We start from the raw sequence: 19,441 nt of genomic DNA, 5'->3' as shown, positions 1-19,441 counted from the left end.
AAAGTCACAAGCCCTCGATATCGGGGGCTTTGCTGTATCCTCATAGGATAGGGGAGCGATCTTGCATGATTCGTCGGATAACAGGAAAAAGCTTCACTTCCAGCGTCAGCACCAAGCTGTTTATCCTCACTTTTTTGTCCGTAATTGTACTTTTTCTGGTGATTGGTGTATTTGGATATCAGCGGCTTTTCGAGCCGATCAGGCAAAATAACGAAGAAGTGCTGCAGGGCTCCGTCGTGCAGGTTGAAAATTATATTAAAACACTAATGAATTCGATACAAAGTCAACTGATCTTTCTCTCCAATCCGGTTCTCTACAATAAAATGGATGAAGCCGATTACACGGAACTGATCGATAATATCATGACGTACCATCAAGATCAGATCCATAGTATATATCTGATCGAATTTGACAAAGTGAAGATGAGCTCCCCCTACGGATATCGATTTTACATCACTCCCGAGCGGATTGATGAAATTAAAACTCAGACAAGCAAAACGGGCTTCTGGTGGAGTTCCCCCTATTCAATCAATGAGCGCCCCGTTATTACGGTTTCTAAGCAGATCGACAGTAACCGCGTCGTTGCGCTGGATTTGAATTTGAGTGCATTAACCGGTCCGCAGATCATTCAAGGCGAGCAACGGCGAATTTACCTGTTTACGGGCCAAGGTGATTATTTGTCAACGAACACGTATCTCGCCTATCCGAAGACGTTTCAGGATCACTTGGAAATGAAGGAAGCCTTGCAAGCCTTAACCCTGACAAGCGGGACGGCCTACAACACCGTTCATACTTCTTTCGGAAGCTATACGGTCCTAAGCAGTAATCAAAATCGCTGGGACTGGTTTGTTTTCTCCGTCATTGAGGAATCGCAGGCGTTTCCATTGCTGGACTCGCTCAAGAAACAGCTGGTGCTAGTGCTGCTAATCGCCATTATTCTGGCGGTGATCGTTTCCGTGTGGATTACGAACTACATCCGCAAGCCCGTAACAGCCATAACCCGACAATTCAAGGCTGCTGCGCGCGGCGAATTGGAAGCTCGGATCAAACTGAAGCGCAACGATGAGTTTACGCATATTGCCGACGGTTTCAACAGTATGATGGGCAATATCAAGTCCTTATTTGATGACTTGCGGGAAGCGGAAGAGAAGAAGCGTCATCATGAGCTGAAGGTGCTGCAATCGCAGATTCACCCCCATTTTCTTAATAATACACTTAATGCGATATACTGCTTGGGGGAAACAGGACGAACAGTTGAAATGTGCGAGATGATTCGCTCGTTGATGGGGCTGCTGCAGTATTCAACGGACAAGGTCGGAGATATTGTGACGGTTGAGGATGAACTTCGGCAATTGGAAAACTATGTTCAGATTATGAACCTTAGGTATGGGGATGTGTTCGAGATGGACATCGCCGTCCCGGAGATCTACTTTAACACGGCAATCCCGAAGTTAACGTTGATTACATTGGTGGAGAACAGTATTTTCTATGGGCTCACTAAAAAAGAAGTTAATCATATCATTGTCTCAGGGAAAAACACGGAGACCGATAGTTTACTCCTTGAGGTTTCGGATACAGGACCAGGGATTGATCCGGAGAAGCTTGTCTTACTGACGGAAGATACGGGGACGCCTAATCCTTATAAAGGTTTGAACAATTTGGGGCTGCGCAATGTGCAAGAACGCCTTCTCATGACATTCGGATATCCATATGGTCTGCGTTTTCATAATGAGCCGGATGAGGGGCTAACAGTGACGATTCGTCTCCCGGTAGGAGAACTTCGAGAGAAATAAATGTTGCGGAAGGGGAAAGTGCCATGCTGAAGCTGCTGATGGTGGATGACGAACAATGGGTACGTGAACGCTTTTCCGAACGGATTCCTTGGTCGGATGCGGGGTTTACGTTTATAGGAGCCGCATCGGGAGCCGAAGAAGCGATCCGTATGATAGAAAGGGATACGCCTCATCTGCTGCTGACAGATATCACGATGCCGAATATGAGCGGATTGGAATTAGCTGCCTATGTGCGCAAAAGGTGGCCTCGAATCCGAATTGTGATCCTAACGGCTTATGGCGAGTTTGAATACGCGCGCCAAGCGATCGAGCTGGGTGTAGATAACTATTTGATTAAGCTGGCGCAGACGCCCGAGCAAATTCTCGATGCTTGCCGCAAGGTGGCTGAAGAGATTGAGCAGGAGATGGATGTGGATCAAAAGTTGGAGATGCGCCGTAAGTTGGAATGGGAAAAGGAATGGACGAGAAAGCGTCAGTGGACGGAGCGATTGGTGGATGACGATGGAAGTATCCATGCCCGTACGATTCCGGAAGAGTGGTTCGAAGGGGTAGCCCAAGCCAGCTATATGGCAGGACTGACCATAGGCTGGAGAGTCCCTGCGGGGTCCAAGCAAGCTAATCTAACGGAGGAGGAGCTTATTCAGCTCCAAAGACAAGTAGGCGAAGTATTGGAGCAGAGACTGGACCAGCGCATACTCGGTGAAGGCAACCAGATGGTGATGCTGCCGATACGGCAAAGCCGCTTGTGCCTGCTGATCGGATCCAAACAGTTACTGGAAAGCTTCAAGATGAACCAGCTAGCACTGGCACTGCTTGAGGCTTTAAGAGATTTCGCTCCTATAAAGAGTTTCATTCATGTCGGTCCTGTACGGGAACTAAGCAAGCAACCTTTAACGGTCAAGCAGGTTGCCGACGGGTTACGCGAAGGACTTGATGGACTTGCTGCTTATTTCTATAAGCCGGATTCGTCTATTGTAGGCAAGCATGCGTCAACATTTCGGCGATTCGATGAAGAGCAGATCCGCGAGTGGATTGCTGCTGTGGTCAGAGCGATGCTGCGGGAGGATGCCGAAGCGTTCCAGGATAGCGTGTCTGTCATAACCAAGCTTTATAATCCCCCGGTTCATCCGGAGGATCTGCTGCGTATGACACGACAAATGTTTCACCCTGGGTTTGTCAATCTCCCAGCCTCGGTTCTTGAGCGTTTAAGTGGGATCGATCGCTTGGAAACGTGGACGGATTACTGCGCATGGTGGGAAAAAATGATTCACGCCGTAAATGAATGGATGAACAATCGCTTTCATCCGTCAGCGTCGGTGCGCAAAGAAGTTCAACTGATGATTCGCTATATTCGCGAGCATTATAAAGAGGATGTGCAGGTGGCCGAGCTTGCTAAGATTGTTCAATTGCATCCTTCTTATGCAGGTCAGATGTTCAAACAAGAGGTCGGAGAGAACTTCTCGGATTATTTGAACCGAGTACGTATGGAAAAGGCGAGCGAGCTGTTGGAACGGACGACGATGAAAATTTATGAAGTTTCCGGGGCTGTAGGCATCTCTGACTACCGTTATTTCTGCAAATTGTTCAAGAGTCACACAGGATTTACGCCTACACAATATAAAAATAAATAAGATTGAAGGATACGAGCCGTCATGTTGAGTTTTTCATGACGGTTTACAGCAGTCAACGATGAAGTCCTGTTTCCAATGTACTTTGAAGCGGGACTTTGTCTTCATAAGAATCTATAGGGTTTGGGGTAAGCGAGCTTACCCCTTATTTTTTCGTGCGATACAGATTAAGCTCGTTTTCCGAGCTTATTTGTCATGTATCCGTATGTATCCTCACCTCATATAAAGACTCTTTAAAGACTTGTCTTTAAAGAAACTACTCTTTAAAATTAACGAATAGACATGTAAGTAGAGAGGAGTATGACATGAATACAATAGACGAATTAGGTATCATCCATGTACTTAAAAAAGGCGTTCATCGCAATAAATTAAGCTTTAATCAGGATTGGCGTTTTTTTAGGGGGGATATACGAGGTTCAGAAGCGGCTAATTTTGATGACTCCGCATGGGAGATTGTTCACCTTCCTCACACTGTGAGGGTAGAACCTGCCCACTGCAGTGGAGGTTTGAACTATTTGGGCATCTCCTGGTATCGGAGACACTTTTATGTGGATAAGACTTATAACGGTCAAAAAATATTTGTAGAATTCGAAGGTGCGAAGCATTCAGCAGATGTATGGTTGAACGGGAAACATCTTTTGACACATTACGGCGGTTACCTGCCATTTACAATAGATATTACGGATTATGTTACGGCTGATGGAGAAACGGATCATGTGATTGTGGTGAAGCTAGACAACTCCGATATGCCGGATGTTCCACCAGGTAAACCTCAGGGTGAATTGGATTTTTGCTATTATGGCGGACTCTATCGGAATGTATGGCTGCATACGACGGATAAATTGCATATCACAGATGCTATTTATGCGAATCAACAAGCAGGTGGCGGCCTATTCATCACGTACTCTGATGTAAGTTCACTTAAAGCTCAAGTAAATATACAAACACATATTAGTAATGAATATGATATCGCCAAAGCTTGTTCAGTGTCCCACTATTTAGTAAATGACAATAATGAAGTAGTTAGTAAGGCAACATCCAGTTTACACAACATTGATCAACAGAAGGATCATACATTTACTCAGAGCGTTACAGTATCAGAGCCCAAGCTTTGGCACCCGGATCATCCCTACCTATATACGGTATACACGGTTGTTTATGATAATGATGTAGTTGTAGATGCTTATGAATCAAGAATAGGAATTCGCCACATCCGATTTGATGGGGAAGGCTTTCATATCAACGGGAAATTAATGAAATTAATCGGAGCCAACCGACATCAGGAATATGTCTATGTGGGAGATGCCCTATCGGATTCTCTGCATAGAAGAGATGCGATCAAGCTTAGAGAAGGCGGATTTACAATCATTCGTACTGGACACTATCCGCAATCTCCGGCTTTCATGGACGCCTGTGATGAATTAGGCCTGATGTGTATTGTGCCGACTCCTGGATGGCAGTGGTTCAGGGATAACGATACGTTTAAAGAAAGATCCTATCAAGATATACGAGAAATGATTCGTTATCATAGGAATCGCCCTAGTGTCGTATTGTGGGAGCCTATCTTGAATGAAACCGATTATAGTGAACAATATACACGAACAGCCCTAGAGGTCACCCATGCCGAATATCCAGGTGATCAATGCTATGCAGCCTGTGACAATTATAGAATTGCAGCCATCGACTATGATGTCGTTTACGGAGCAGCACTTCGTGAAAATCAGGGATCTTTCATCAGAGAATGGGGGGACCATTATTTGGAGCAGGCGGGTCCAAGGCATACGCATCTCAGATGTTCAAGAGGAACAAGAGATTTCTACCCAGGCGGCGAGTCTGGCATGCTGCAGTCTTCGAAAGAGCGCACCGACATTTTAAATAATATTCTATCTACCAGTGGACTTAGCGGGGGAGCGCTGTGGACTGGTATCGATACGAACAGGGGATACTACGATAATATAGCTGCCTGTGGTGCACTGGATTTATATCGTTTACCCAAATATAGCTATTATTTATTTCAAAGCCAAAGTGAACCTCATTTACAAATATCGGGTATTCGTACAACGCCAATGGTATTCATTGCTAATGATTGGACAGCGACTTCAACTAGGGATATTACGATATATTGCAACTGTGAAAGAATCAGGCTCTATCTGAACGGAAGGCTTCTGGGTGTTAAGAAACCAGATGCAAGCTATAGCAGTATGCCGCATGCACCTTTCATTTTCGAAGGGGTAGAATGGGAGTCGGGAACATTAATGGCTGAAGCGATTGTTGACGATGTTATTGTAGCAACGCATGCCGTCATGACACCGGGGACTCCGGATTATTTATCATTATCTGTGGATGATTGCGGTATTGATCTGAAAGCGGATGGTTCTGATTTAATCATGGTTCATGTGTATGTGCGAGATGCTAATGGAACCGTAGTTCCGGATGCCTACAATAAGATCGCATTCCAGTTGACTGGGCCGGCAGAAATTGTCGGTGATGGAGATAGCAGAGTGGGGTCTAACCCCGTAGAAGCAGAAGCGGGAGCCATCGGAGTTCTCATTCGTGCGACGAAGGAACCTGGCCTAATCACACTGCTTGCGGAGTCAGATGGATTGAAACCTGCGACCGTAGAAATCATATCGAAGCCCATCTCTGAGCCATTTGTACCGGGAAAATCACAAATACCGCCAGCTCGAAAACCGGAATATGAAGTAGATCGGATTCCTTACTTTTCGCCACCATCATCAAGATATTGGGAGCACTGGACGGATGTTGCGATCAATAAACCGGCGAAAGCCAGCTCTGAGCTTCCTGGATGCAGTGCTAGCCAAGCAACAAGCAATATCATGGCTGATCGATGGAGCGAGCGTTGGAGTGCTGGAAATAATGACCTGCCGGTGTGGTGGAAGGTAGATCTTGAGGGGGTCTATGAATTGGATGGCTGTAAGATCTATTGGGAAAGTGATAATACAGAGTATGACTATCAAGTCGAAGTTTCATCTGATGATGTCCATTGGAAAGTAGTGGCTTCTCAAAGACAAACGGGACAAGAAATGGGCATGGATGAATTTCATGAAACAGGAATCCGGTACGTGCGAATTGTTGTGAGCGATGTATCCAAAGGACTAGCCAGTTTTTATGTAGTGAAAGTATTCGGGAAAGAGATGTAATCTGCCTAACTCATTCGGCAAGGCTACCTTGCTTGAAGGCAGAGGCCTTTCTGCGTTATAGTTAAGTTGAGTTTGGGCATCCTACGGCCTTGCGCACAGAGCTTTCGCGCAGGGTTGTTTTGGGTTCATCTACTATCCCTACTCTCTTTCGAATGATGTTGCAGAAAGTACAACAATAGCTGCCTGTTTCCCGCCCCTGTCACTTCATTGTTGCATTATGTACAACAATTGGGGCCTAGGAGATTTCGCATCAAATGGGCCCGAATTGTTGTACGAACTGCAACTTCAAATTGTGAAATAGCCTTTTGTCGTGTGAATTGTTGTAGAAAATGCAACATTAGTATGCACCACAGCCAATCTGCCCTCATGAGAGCTGTATGGCTCTAAAATCAATTTTGGAGTTATGTTAACTAGTGGGTAGAGGTCATAATGTAGGAATCGACAGCCTACTTCAAATATATTGAAACAATTGAAAATTAAAGCGAGGGATCTCCCATTGATACTTTAGGAAAAATAATAGGTCAGAACGATGCGAGTGCTGGGGTAAAGATTGGCATTGTCGGACCTAAGGAAACGGTGTCTAAGATACTCAAAGTCATCAAAAATTTCCCCACGTTTGAACCCGTTGTTAGGTATTCAAAGAATGAAATGGAAACACCAAATTTATCCGATGAAATAAAGAATGAAGTCGAAGTTTTGTTATTATGCGGTCCTGTCCCTTACCGAAAAGTGCTGGAGAAAGTGAAATCGGTCGTACCTGTTCATTACGTGAGGTATAACGAGACCGGACTATATAAGGCTTTTTACAACATCCAAAAAAAGCTTGCCAAGGTAAATGGTAATTATCAAATTGTTGGAAATGCCATAAGTGTAGATACGGTAACTCCGATCATGGTAAAACGATTTTTGGAAGAAATCGATGAACAAGATTTGCAAATCATTTGCTATGAAGAGGCCAGCAACCCGACAAGGGAACAACTGTTGGAGTTCCATAAAGATTGTTTTAACAAAGGTTTGACCTCGGGAGCGCTCACTGGAATCCATTCCATTTCGGCAGAATTAAATGATATAGGTATCCTCAATGAATGGATGGTACCAACCACGCAGGACATCGTTGTTGCTCTAGAGAGAGCGCTTCTATCGACGGATGCAAGAAAAAGTAAGGAATCACAGATCGTAGTTGGTTTGATTAATGTGGATGGCTTTGGCAAAATCGTCGATCGCCATAACTCGGAGCATGAAATTCAAAAGCTGAAGCTCAATATTCACCGAATTTTGCTGGATTATGTGGACTCTTTACGAGGTCATCTCACGCATCTGGGAGGAGATGAATATTTATTTTTTACAACCAGGGGGATATTTGAACAAGAAACGGCTGGATACAAAAGAGTTCCTCTGGCATCAGAAATCTATAGATCCTATCAGTTAACGTTAAGTATTGGTGTTGGATTCGGCAGAACGGCCAATGAAGCGGGCTCGAATGCAAGATCGGCCTTGCGGAAATCCAAGGAAGCGAGCGGCAACTCATGCTTTATCGTTAGAGAGGACAGAGGCATACTTGGACCTTTGGAGATGGTGGATGCCCAGGTGAAAGATTTGGAATTGGTGAATCCTGACTTTATTAAAAAAGCAGAGAACGCCAATATGACTTCTCCTTACTTAAGCAGGCTGCTTGTCACCTATGCCCGTACCGGCAAGAAAGAGTATAACGTTCAAGAATTAGCTTTGCTGCTCAATATTACGGTTAGAAGCACCCATCGATTACTGCTCGAATGGTCGGATACAGGTTTAGTCCGGACAAGCGGTATGGAGAAAATGCCGAAAGGCCGTCCACGGCAAATTTTCGAGTTTGCGTTTCTGGATGAAAGCATGAACAACTAAGGTGAGATGGAAAGGGATTCGTCCTATCCCTCTGTTTATTTATAGACATTTTAAAGACTTGTCTTTTAATGTATCGGCTCATTAAAATAGGGATGTAGACTTGAAAATCGAGAGGAGAACGACATGAAAACAATCCACGACTTAGAAACAAAGCTAGCTCAGCCTTCGTCCGCTTTAATCAATGATATTGCAGCACTCGATGGGGATATTCTGTTACTTGGTATTGGCGGTAAGATGGGACCTAGTTTGGCTAGGTTAGCCATGAACGCGATCAAAGAAGCCGGTGTAAATAAAAAGGTGATCGGCGCTTCGCGGTTCTCTTCCGAAGGCTTAAAACAAGAACTGGAAGGAGACGGTGTTGAAACGATTTCTGTTGATTTATTGAACGATCAACAGCTTCAGCAGCTGCCTGATGTGAAGAATGTGATTTATATGGCGGGAAATAAATTTGGCACGATGGGGAATGAACATTTTACATGGGCAATGAATGCTTACCTCCCTGGACGTGTTGCGGAAAAATATAAAAACTCTCGAATTGTCGCTTTTTCTACAGGGAATGTGTACCCATTCACACCGGTTGCTCATGGAGGAGCTACAGAAGATACGGCGACAGGCCCGATCGGAGAGTATGGTCAATCTTGTTTAGGTCGTGAGCGAATTTTTGAGCATTTTTCCCGTAAGTATAATACGCCATTGACCATTTTCAGACTGAATTATGCGGTGGATTTGCGCTATGGCGTGCTTTTGGAAATAGCGAAATCAGTTAAAGCAGGGAAACCTATCAACATCACCATGGGCAATGTGAACTGTATTTGGCAGGGGGATGCGAATGAAATGGCTATTCGTTCTTTGAATATTGCCAGTTCCCCGCCTAACTTCTTAAATGTATCCGGTCCTGAAACGTTATCGATGCGTTGGGCGGCAAATATGTTTGGCCAAAGATTTGGTGTAGAACCTATCTTTGTAGGTGAAGAATCGCCTACAGCTTTATTGAGCAATTCTGCAAAAGCCCATCAGTTGTTCGGTTATCCTCAAGTTTCCATGCAGCAAATGATTGAATGGACTGCCGAGTGGTGTTTGGCTGATGGTCACACTTGGAATAAACCAACCCATTTCCAAGAGCGGGAGGGGAAATATTAAAGATGAGTATATTCAAACCACTTACTCCGGAAAAATACAGAGCGCTGCACGAAGGTCAGGTTATTCCCGCACATCCGCTTGCGTTAAACGCTGCAAGAGAAATGGACGAACGCAGGCAAAGAGCCTTGACACGTTATTATATGGCTTCAGGAACTGGCGGCATCGCAGTTGCTGTGCATACGACACAGTTTGAGATCAGGGACAAGGAGCATAATCTTTTCGAAAAGGTACTGAAATTAGCATCCGAAGAAGTGAAGAATGCCAAGTTAAACAGACCTTTCCTTCAAGTAGCCGGCATATGCGGCCCAACCGAGCAAGCCGTTTATGAAGCGGAAACAGCAGTGGGTCTCGGATATGATCTCGGTCTAGTCAGCATGGGAGGACTTCAGAGCTGGACAGAGAATGACTTACTGAAGCGAATTGCCAAAATCGCGGAGATCATTCCGGTATTCGGCTTTTACCTACAGCCTTCCGTCGGTGGGAGAGTACTAAGCTACGATTTCTGGAAAGAATTTGCGAACATTTCCGGCGTGGCGGGAATCAAAATGGCACCGTTTAACCGTTATCAAACGATCGATGTCGTGCGTGCTGTATGTAATTCTGAGCGAAGAGATGAAATCGCTCTGTATACAGGCAATGACGATAATATTGTGAATGATCTGCTGACCACATACCATTTTGTCGTTAACGGAAACAAGGTTGAGAAAAAAATAGTGGGCGGTTTGTTGGGTCATTGGTCTGTTTGGACGCAAAAGGCTGTTGAACTCTTGGATGCCATCAAACTTGTACGAAACGATGAAAGTCTAAGTTCCCACTGGTTGACGCGCAATATTGAAGTAACGGACTCTAATGCGGCATTTTTCGACACAGCGAATGGATTTGCGGGCTGTATAGCCGGGATTCATGAGGTGCTTAGGAGACAAGGTCTTTTGGAAGGACGTTGGTGTTTAAATCCCGAAGAAGGGCTCTCTAACGGACAAATGGAGGAAATTGACCGCGTCTATCGCAATTATCCGAGCTTGAACGACGATGAATTTGTTAAGAAGCACTTATCTGAATGGTTAGCAGATTGATTGTGGAATGGAGGATTTACGGATGATGTCTGGTAAACCGATTCGAATTGGTATGATAGGACTCGATTCATCGCATGCTCCCACATTTACGCAATTGTTAAACGATAAGAATCATGCTTATTATGTGCCCGGCGGGGAAGTGACGGTTGCTTATCCAGGCGGTTCAGCCGACTTCGAGATGAGTTATTCACGAGTTGAAGGGTTTACGGAGCAAGTTCGCGACAAGTATGGTGTGAAAATTGTTGATTCGCCGGAAGCGGTGGCTGAGGCTTGCGATGCTATTCTGATGGTGTCGGTCGACGGGCGGGTTCATCTCGAGCTGTTTCGACGCATTGCGGCTTATCGCAAACCGATTTTCATCGATAAGCCAATGGCTCTTTCTTCCTCCGATGCGAAGGCTATCGTGGAATTGGCCCAGCTGCATCGCATACCGATGATGAGCTGTTCTTCGCTTCGTTATGCCGAAGCATTGACGGAGGCGTTACTGGAATCTGAAAGCGGCAGCATTATCGGCATGGACTGCTATGGTCCGCTAGCTATGCAACTCACACAGCCGGGGCTATACTGGTATGGCGTGCATACGGCAGAGATGCTTTTTAAAACACTGGGCAAAGGTTGTGTGAAGGTCTCGGCTGTTACAACTGATGACCATGATCTCATTACCGGTGTCTGGGAAAATGGTATCATCGGTACGATTCGCGGCAATCGCAAAGGCAACTCCGAATTTGGCGCACTGCTGCATAGGGAAACCAAAACGCAATTTATTGATGTGTATCGACATCCGAAACCTTATTATGCCAGCTTAATGGAGAAAATTATGAGCATGTTTGTATCAGGGACACCTGATATTGACATGGATGAGACACTGCAGATTATAAGATTCTTGGAAGCGGCTAACGAAAGTCGTGAATCCGGTTTAGAGGTATATTTGTAGAATCGGGAAAGGATGAAACGGCCATGCAAAAAGCAGAATTAAGGGTAGCCGTGCTTGGTGCGGGTATTATAGCCAAAGAACATTTTGATGCTATCCGGGCAACGACGGGATTTGCAGCTTGCGCGGTTGTAGATATCAATCTCGATAAAGCGAATGAAATCGCCCAGCTCTATGAAATAATGGCCTATAACGATTATCGGGAAATGATCACACAGGAAAGACCGGATGTGGTCGTCATTGCGTTGCCTCACTATTTACATAAAGAGACAGCCGTGTTTGCGGCGGAACATGGCTGCCATTTGATGTTGGAGAAACCGATGGCTTTGTCCGTAGCAGAATGTGATGAGATTATCCAAGCTGGAATTAAAGCGGATATTCGTATCTTGGTCGGACATACTCAGCATTATATTGCTGAAAATATTCAGGCCAAAAAGATCATTCAAAGTGAAGAATTAGGAAAGCTTGTCATGATTCATGATGTCAGACATACGAATTACTTCCAAGACTCGCGTCCACAGTGGTTTCTCGAAAAAGAGAAATCAGGAGGTGGTATTCTGGCCAATTTGGGAACGCACTCTATCGATAAAATTCAGTGGCTGACGGATGGTACAGTCCGTAAAGTAAGATCATCTGTGAGTTATCATGGGAGCAGAGGCAATGTAGAAGGCAGCGGAATGATTTATCTGGAACTTGCGTCAGGAATTCCTGCGATGATTGTTCAATCGGGTTATTTAGGGGCATCACGCAATGAAACGGAGATTGTGTTTACGGGTGGTATGCTGAAACTAGTAACCGGTGATAGCTTATGGATGAGTCGGGGCGGTGAGTATGAGAAGCTGGAGATATTAAACACGGCTGCTCCATTCGAATTGCAATATTCCGACTTGCTCACGGCTATTCGAGACCATTCGGAAACAAGCTGCTCTCCAGCGTATGCACGAGGTGTCATAGCTGCATTGGAAGCTGTTTACCGATCTGCAGAAACAGGTTTGGAACAGTTTGTGGATCGTGAAATTGGATAGAGTAGATGAAAAAAAGGGTTGTTTTCAAGGTCTTCTCAGACCTGGGAAATAACCCCTTTTGTTTTCTAGAATTTATGCACACATTGTTGAATTGAATGCATATACTCATGACCTCCATAGATTTATAATCTATGAGAACACCGAATGTAAACGCTTTATTTAAGGGTGGCAAACTAATTTGCTAGGAAAGGAAGGTTATTTATGAGTCGAATAAAAGGTTCGCAGTTTCTATCTGTTTTCCTATCTTTTTTAATGGTGCTTTCGGTATTTACGGTATTTCCCGGAAAAGCTAAAGCGGACCCGCTGCCGATTCTTCCTAACAGTGGATTCGAGCAGGTTTCCGGTGGAAAGCCTCTTAACTGGTCCGTTATGAGCGGGACGGTGACATCTTCAACTTATACCGTACACAGCGCAGTTTACAGCGTGCAGTTAACGGATACTAGCAATACGGCATCTGTTGGTCTGCGCAGTCAGAAGATCACGGTTACACCTGGAAAAGAGTATGAGGCTTCCGTGTATTCTTACAATGCACAGGGCAGCTCGTCCCTTTACTTAGAGTTCTGGGACGCGAATAACACGCTCATCTTGTTTCCAACAGCTACGAATAATACTTTGAATCAATGGAAGCAGCTCGGTATCACTCAAACTGCGCCGACTGGAGCTGTTTACGCAAGTCTGAGAGTTTATTCAGGGCAAGGGAATATCGGAACTTCCTATTTTGACGATGCGGATTTCCGGGAGTTGGTGAAGGATCCGAATACGCCACTCAGGAACGGTGGAATGGAGAGTACGATTGACGGAATGCCTCGCTACTGGGATTCTATCTTCGGCGGTAATATTACGTCCTCTCTGGAGAGGAAGCGTTCTGGAGATCGCAGCGTAAAAATGGTCGATACGAGCGCAACCGCTGGCATCGGAGTCCGAAGTCAGAAAATGCCAGTTTCAGTTGGGGTGAAATATGAAGCGGAGGTATTTGCCTTTGACGAATCCGGCGCCTCTACCATTTTCCTGGAATTTTGGGATACTAACAACACAAATTTAACGAACGTGATTACGGCTAGCACTTCTCAGAATGAATGGAAGCCGATTCGTGCGGTCGGTGCTGCGCCTGCTGGAGCAGCTTACGCCACGATAAGATTGTATCTGGGGGGCACTAACATCGGTACGACTTTTTTTGACGATGCCAAATTCGGTGAAGCGCCTCCGGATCCGAGTGCAAATTTGAATAACGGCAGATTCGAACTGTTGGATAATGGAAAGCCAAGCAATTGGCGTGGGGTCGACGGCACTGTGGATGTATCCAGCGAAAAGGCCTACGACGGAGTCCGCAGCATCAAAATAACCAATGCGGCGGACCAATCTGCTGGATTGCGCAGTCATCTCATTCCCGTTTCGCCCGGCGTTGAATATACGGCAAATGTGTTTGCTTCCACGAACTCAGGGACAGCTGAACTGAAGGTCGAACTATGGGATGCGGACAAAGTTTTCCTTTCATCGGTATCCCAGACGGGTTCGTCCAGTAACAGTTGGACGCCTATTACGCTCAAGAGCGTTTTTCCGGAGCAGACCGCCTATATTAGTCTGCGATTAGGCACCTCGCCGCCAGCCGGAGGAACTGTATATTTCGATAATGCGACATTCCTTAGGTCAGGTGAATTGATGAATCGTAAAACGAGGACAACATTGTACAGTCAGGAGAAGGTCGCGGCCGCCCGGCAAAATATACAGCAGCTGCAATGGGCAAAGAGCTTGAAGGATACGGCGGTTTCAAACGCGGATAAGTATCTGGCTAAAGGATTGGACTTTTTGTGGAATGCGGTTCCAAGTCAAAAGCTTCCCCGCAGTTATGCGGTTAATCAGTCGCTAGGCAGTCCGATAACCGGCAAGGAGATCGATAAATACGGGAATTATCCTTATCGTATCGATCCATTGAACGACCCATGGAAAATTGTGGATCCATCAAGTGGGTACAAATTTCCGACGAACGACTTTGGAGCTTATTACCGCAGCGGTTTGGATGAACACGGTATTTTCCTTCCGGAGCTCGCAGATCGGAGTCTGCTCGTCAACACGCTCTACCCCGAAAAGGGGCCTTCCTGGGGAGTCGATGATGGCTATGGCTGGGTAGATGAGCAAGGAAAACGGTATACTTTCATCGCCTACTATGTCCACTGGTCATGGTATGGGGGAGATTCTTTGATTCAGCGTGCGCTGAATGCATTCCGCGATGCTTATCTATATACAGGGGACATCAAGTATGGCCGTGCTGGTTCGATTTTAATAGATCGGGTGGCGGATGTTTATCCGGAAATGGATATCAGCAAGTTTGATAGAACGGTGTTTCTAAATTCATCGGGCAAATCTGTTGGTAATGGCAAAGTATTAGGCGGCATTTGGGAAACCGAATTAGTGAAGTCGTTTATTAGTGCCTACGATGCTCTATTCCCGGCACTCGATGACCCGGAAACCGTTCAGTTTCTAAGTGAGAAATCGACGCAACTTCGACTGGTCAATCCGAAAAATACCGGAGCAAACATTCGTCGCAATATAGAAGACGGTATAATTAAGCAAGTATTTCCGGCTGTAAAAAAGACGCAAATACTAGGCAATGACGGCATGCATCAAAGCGCTCTGGCCATGGCTGCGGTTGTCTACGATACGATGCCTGAAACGAAAGAATGGCTGGATTTCATATTTCAGACAGGAAGCGTCCTTGCCAATCCGACCCGCTTGACAGGTGGAAATATTCTAAATTCACTTGTTTCGGACGTTGATCGAGATGGAAACGGTAATGAAAGCGCGCCTGGTTATAATGCTTTGTGGCTGGTGAATCACCGGTTGACGGCCGATATTTTGGAGGGCTATGATTTATACCCGCAGGCCGATCTGTATAACAACGTGAAGTTTAGAAAAATGTTTTCCGCTATGAGTACGCTCATTTTGAGCGAAAAATTTACTGCAAACATCGGGGATACGGGCCGAACCGGAAATCCATTTATCATTGAGCGAATGACGGATTCTCTCAAAGCGTTTGAAAAATTCGGCGATCCGATTTATGCGCAATTGGCCTATTTTCTGAATAATAATACGACCGACGGGATTCATAAGGATGTATTTTCCTCCAGTCCTAATGCGATCGCGGGTCAAATTCAAGAGGTTATTAACGCCAAAGGTCCACTGAATATGGAGAGTGTGAATGAGAGTGGATATGGATTTGCCGCGCTGCGGGACGGTGATAACCCGAAAGTCGATTATGGAACGAGGATTGGCTTTAGCGGTATGAACGTGTCCGCACAAAGTGTACCGACGAAGTTTGTTGAGGCAACCAGTTCCATCCAGCTTACGGCAACCCAAAGCGGAGAGACGGCAGCATTTGAATTTAATGTTCCAGCTGCGGATGACTATGAGTTGGATTTACTACCCGTAAAAGCGCAGTCTAATGGCATATATCGTATTTCCATCGATGGGCAACCCGTTAAAGAGTTTGATTTTTACGGAACAGATACGAATGCATACGAAATCATCAATCAGATGAGCCTTACGCAAGGACTGCATACCATTTCCTTCGAGGGCATTGGGAAGCATCCGTCATCCAGCGGCTTTAACCTAGACGTTCGCGTATTGAATCTGCTAAATGCGCAAGCGCGTGCTCAGCGAGATGCCCAGCTGAACGCGAATAACACGCTTCGGGATGAATGGATGTTCTATGGACGCAACGTAAGCCACGGTCATGCGGACACGTTAAATGTTGGTTTTCACGCGTTTGGGCTCGATTTGTCGCCAGATTTGGGCTACCCCGAATTCGCGGACAGCGTCGATATGCATCGGGCGCAGTGGGTCATCAATACAATCAGCCATAATACAGTTGTCGTGGATAAGCGAAAACAGAACATGAATTTATGGGCTGCGGAGGCTAAGCATTTTGACGATACAGACTTGGTGAAGCTCATTGATGTGGAAGCGCCTAAGGTATATCCGCAAACGACGTTGTATAAGCGGACTACGGCCATGATCAAGGCAGATGACAAGAACTCCTATACCGTGGATCTGTTCCGGGTAAAGGGAGGCAATGATCATTATTTCAGCTTCCATGGAGCAGAAGGAACGGTTGAGACGGAAGGCTTGAACCTGGTTCCACAGGCAACGGGGACGTATGCGGGAGCTGACGTGCCTTTCGGTGAAAGGGTCGATGATGTCGCAGGAGTCGGTTACATGGGCAGTGGATTTCATTATTTGAAAAATGTGGAACGCGATGCATCTCCAGCGGACAAATTCAGTATCGACTGGAATGTGAAAGATACCTGGAATATGTATGGTCAAGGCAGCGGGGCTGCGACCGACGTGCACCTAAGGTTGACGATGTTAGGCAATGTGGATGATATAGCCCTAGCCGATGGAGTGCCGCCACGTAATAAAGTAGGCAATCCGAAAGATCTCCGGTATTTGATCGCACATCGCAGCGGCATTAGCATGGATAGTTTATTTACATCGATCATTGAACCGTATAAGGGAGAAAGTTTTATCAGCTCCATTACGCCATTGATCGTTAAGATGAATGGGCAGACCGTGGATGACAGCGGTGTTCGAGCGGTTGGTGTGAAATTGAAAAACGGCAGAACCGATTATATCGTTAGCAGCTTGGATTCCAGTAAAGCTTACACGGTTGATCTGCCTGATACCACGTACTCCTTGGAGTTTAAAGGATTCTTCGGCGTATATTCGGTTCATGAGGATGGAAGTGCGAGCACCTATTTGCACGACGGCTCGTATATCGGAAAGAACAATGAAGTCCGGCAGGATCGGGTGGGAGCCGTTACTGGAACGGTCGTTGACTTTACGAGGGATTTGTCGCCGCATAATGAGATCATTATCGAAGCGTCCGGGCTTTTTGGAACCCCTGCAGATTTGATCGGTAAGAGCATCTCCATTCAAAATGATGGAATCCGCTACGCGTCATACCGTATTAAGGATGTATCCGTCTTGGAAGGAACCCGATTGAAGCTCGACATTGGGGACATTACACTTGTCAGGTCCTATAAAGATTCAAATGATTTCAGCAAAGGATATATCTATGATATAGCAAATGGTGCCTCATTTAGGATCCCACTGACTTATAGCACAAGTCAAGCTGCGCAACCACCAGCTGATGCAACTTTTACTGCAGATATTACAGCACCGACCAACACGGATGTCACCGTTACGATTAGTTACCCGTCTGCTGCAGCAGTGAAAGAATACAAAGTAGGTGCTAGCGGCACATGGACAGCGTACACAACGCCGGTAGTCGTTTCCGAAAATGGTTTGATTTATGCGAGAGGAACAGATGCGGCAGGCCATGCGTCCAATGTTACCAGCTATACGGTGAATAACATTGACAAAGTAGCACCGGTTACAACAGCCAGTGTGAACCCGTCTCAACCGGACGGACCAAACGGTGCTTACGTTGGGCTGGTTACAGTTAGTTTAAGTGCAGTGGATGTTGATTCAAGTGTGAAGAAAACAGAATACAGTCTGGATAATGGGACTACGTTTCAGCCCTATACATCACCTGTTACGTTGGATAAGCAAGGTCAATATACCTTGATCTATAAGTCAACGGATCAAGCAGGGAATGTTGAATCTGCGCATAATCTTAGTTTTTCTCTTGTTACAACGGCGGTCAAGGTTGAGTTAAAAGACAGTAATGGCAATCCACTCAGCGGCGGAGTCGTGAAATACTACGACGGAGGATGGAAAGATTTTGGTGTGACGGACGCTAGCGGCAGGGTAAGTAAATCCATAGCTGACAAAAGCTACACCTTCGGCATTACCTACGAGGGAACCTATAAGGAGAAGGTGCAAAATACCGGAACTGATGCCGTAGTCGTATTCCAGACAGTAAAGACCAATGTGCAATTGAAGGACAGTCAAGGAAATCTGATGGACAGCGGCAGTGTGAAATACTATGCGGGTGGCTGGCTGACTTTCGGTAATACGACCGGCGGAGAGGTCAGCAAGGAGTTATTGCCAGGTTCTTATACTTTCGGTATGACGAACGAAGGAGCGTATAAGGAAAAAGCCCAGAATATAGGAACGGATGCCGTGGTCGTATTCCAAACTGTCAAGGTCAACGTACAACTGAAAGACAGTCAAGGAAATCTGATAGATAGCGGCAGTGTGAAATACTATGCGGGTGGCTGGCTGACTTTCGGTAATACGACCGGCGGAGAGGTAAGCAAGGAGTTATTGCCTGGTTCTTATACTTTCGGTATGACGAACGAGGGAGCGTATAAGGAAAAAGTCCAGAATATAGGAACGGATGCCGTGGTCGTATTTCAAACTGTCAAGGTCAACGTACAACTGAAAGACAGTCAAGGGAATCTGATGGACAGCGGCAGTGTGAAATACTATGCGGGAGGCTGGCTGACTTTCGGTAATACGACTGGCGGAGAGGTCAGCAAAGAGTTATTGCCTGGTTCTTATACTTTCGGTATGACGAACGAAGGAGCGTATAAGGAAAAAGTCCAGAATATAGGAACGGATGCCGTGGTCGTATTCCAGACCGTCAAGGTCAAGGTACAACTGAAAGACAGTCAAGGGAATCTGATGGATAGTGGCAATGTGAAATACTATGCTGGAGGCTGGCTGACTTTCGGTAATACGACCGGCGGAGAGGTCAGCAAGGAGTTATTGCCTGGTTCTTATACTTTTGGCATGACTTATGGGGGAACGTACAGAGAAATTGTAAGTAATATAACAATAAATCCCATGGTCGTATTTCAGATGTAAAAGTATGTCCTTCTAACAGGTGCTTTCTGAAAGGGAACAAA

At 45.7% G+C, this 19,441-nt stretch carries 9 protein-coding genes; all 9 read left to right on the top strand.

Annotated features, from left to right (window positions below):
* The first annotated feature begins 65 nt into the window (after nucleotides 1-65).
* On the top strand, nucleotides 66-1,793 hold the full coding sequence (locus NYR53_RS22375) for a sensor histidine kinase (RefSeq protein WP_261301363.1): 1,728 nt from the start codon (nucleotides 66-68) through the stop codon (nucleotides 1,791-1,793).
* A 23-nt stretch (nucleotides 1,794-1,816) separates the two neighbouring features.
* The gene (locus NYR53_RS22370; RefSeq protein ID WP_261301362.1) at nucleotides 1,817-3,424 is read left to right on the top strand and encodes a response regulator; all 1,608 of its coding nucleotides are present in this window, start codon (nucleotides 1,817-1,819) and stop codon (nucleotides 3,422-3,424) included.
* A gap of 302 nt (nucleotides 3,425-3,726) precedes the next feature.
* Nucleotides 3,727-6,582, top strand: coding sequence for a glycoside hydrolase family 2 TIM barrel-domain containing protein (locus NYR53_RS22365; RefSeq protein ID WP_261301361.1), 2,856 nt, complete (start codon nucleotides 3,727-3,729; stop codon nucleotides 6,580-6,582).
* A 648-nt stretch (nucleotides 6,583-7,230) separates the two neighbouring features.
* On the top strand, nucleotides 7,231-8,463 hold the full coding sequence (locus NYR53_RS22360; protein ID WP_261301360.1) for a GTP cyclohydrolase IIa: 1,233 nt from the start codon (nucleotides 7,231-7,233) through the stop codon (nucleotides 8,461-8,463).
* Nucleotides 8,464-8,586: 123 nt separating this feature from the next.
* Entirely contained in the window at nucleotides 8,587-9,603 is a 1,017-nt protein-coding gene (locus NYR53_RS22355; RefSeq protein WP_261301359.1) for an NAD-dependent epimerase/dehydratase family protein, read from the top strand.
* A gap of 2 nt (nucleotides 9,604-9,605) precedes the next feature.
* On the top strand, nucleotides 9,606-10,676 hold the full coding sequence (locus NYR53_RS22350) for a dihydrodipicolinate synthase family protein (protein WP_261301358.1): 1,071 nt from the start codon (nucleotides 9,606-9,608) through the stop codon (nucleotides 10,674-10,676).
* 22 nt (nucleotides 10,677-10,698) lie between these two features.
* The gene (locus tag NYR53_RS22345) at nucleotides 10,699-11,610 is read left to right on the top strand and encodes a Gfo/Idh/MocA family protein (RefSeq protein WP_367618560.1); all 912 of its coding nucleotides are present in this window, start codon (nucleotides 10,699-10,701) and stop codon (nucleotides 11,608-11,610) included.
* A 23-nt stretch (nucleotides 11,611-11,633) separates the two neighbouring features.
* A complete protein-coding gene (locus tag NYR53_RS22340; protein WP_261301357.1) occupies nucleotides 11,634-12,632 on the top strand; it encodes a Gfo/Idh/MocA family protein in 999 nt (332 codons plus the stop codon).
* Between the two features lie 201 nt (nucleotides 12,633-12,833).
* Nucleotides 12,834-19,400, top strand: a complete 6,567-nt coding sequence (locus NYR53_RS22335) for an OmpL47-type beta-barrel domain-containing protein (protein WP_261301356.1) — start codon at nucleotides 12,834-12,836, stop codon at nucleotides 19,398-19,400.
* Nucleotides 19,401-19,441 lie beyond the last annotated feature (41 nt).

Origin of the sequence: Paenibacillus andongensis (assembly GCF_025369935.1) — a bacterium.
In the GTDB taxonomy this organism is placed as follows: Bacteria; Bacillota; Bacilli; order Paenibacillales; family NBRC-103111; genus Paenibacillus_E; species Paenibacillus_E andongensis.
Note: the sequence above shows the minus strand (reverse complement) of the source record. Positions and strands in the feature narration are given on the sequence as shown.

What these genes read in the sequence shown, in the direction of transcription:
- NYR53_RS22375 (WP_261301363.1), top strand. Translation starts at nt 66, where the DNA reads ATGATTCGTCGGATAACAGGAAAAAGCTTCACTTCCAGCGTCAGCACC.
- NYR53_RS22370 (WP_261301362.1), top strand. Translation starts at nt 1,817, where the DNA reads ATGCTGAAGCTGCTGATGGTGGATGACGAACAATGGGTACGTGAACGC.
- NYR53_RS22365 (WP_261301361.1), top strand. Translation starts at nt 3,727, where the DNA reads ATGAATACAATAGACGAATTAGGTATCATCCATGTACTTAAAAAAGGC.
- NYR53_RS22360 (WP_261301360.1), top strand. Translation starts at nt 7,231, where the DNA reads ATGGAAACACCAAATTTATCCGATGAAATAAAGAATGAAGTCGAAGTT.
- NYR53_RS22355 (WP_261301359.1), top strand. Translation starts at nt 8,587, where the DNA reads ATGAAAACAATCCACGACTTAGAAACAAAGCTAGCTCAGCCTTCGTCC.
- NYR53_RS22350 (WP_261301358.1), top strand. Translation starts at nt 9,606, where the DNA reads ATGAGTATATTCAAACCACTTACTCCGGAAAAATACAGAGCGCTGCAC.
- NYR53_RS22345 (WP_367618560.1), top strand. Translation starts at nt 10,699, where the DNA reads ATGATGTCTGGTAAACCGATTCGAATTGGTATGATAGGACTCGATTCA.
- NYR53_RS22340 (WP_261301357.1), top strand. Translation starts at nt 11,634, where the DNA reads ATGCAAAAAGCAGAATTAAGGGTAGCCGTGCTTGGTGCGGGTATTATA.
- NYR53_RS22335 (WP_261301356.1), top strand. Translation starts at nt 12,834, where the DNA reads ATGAGTCGAATAAAAGGTTCGCAGTTTCTATCTGTTTTCCTATCTTTT.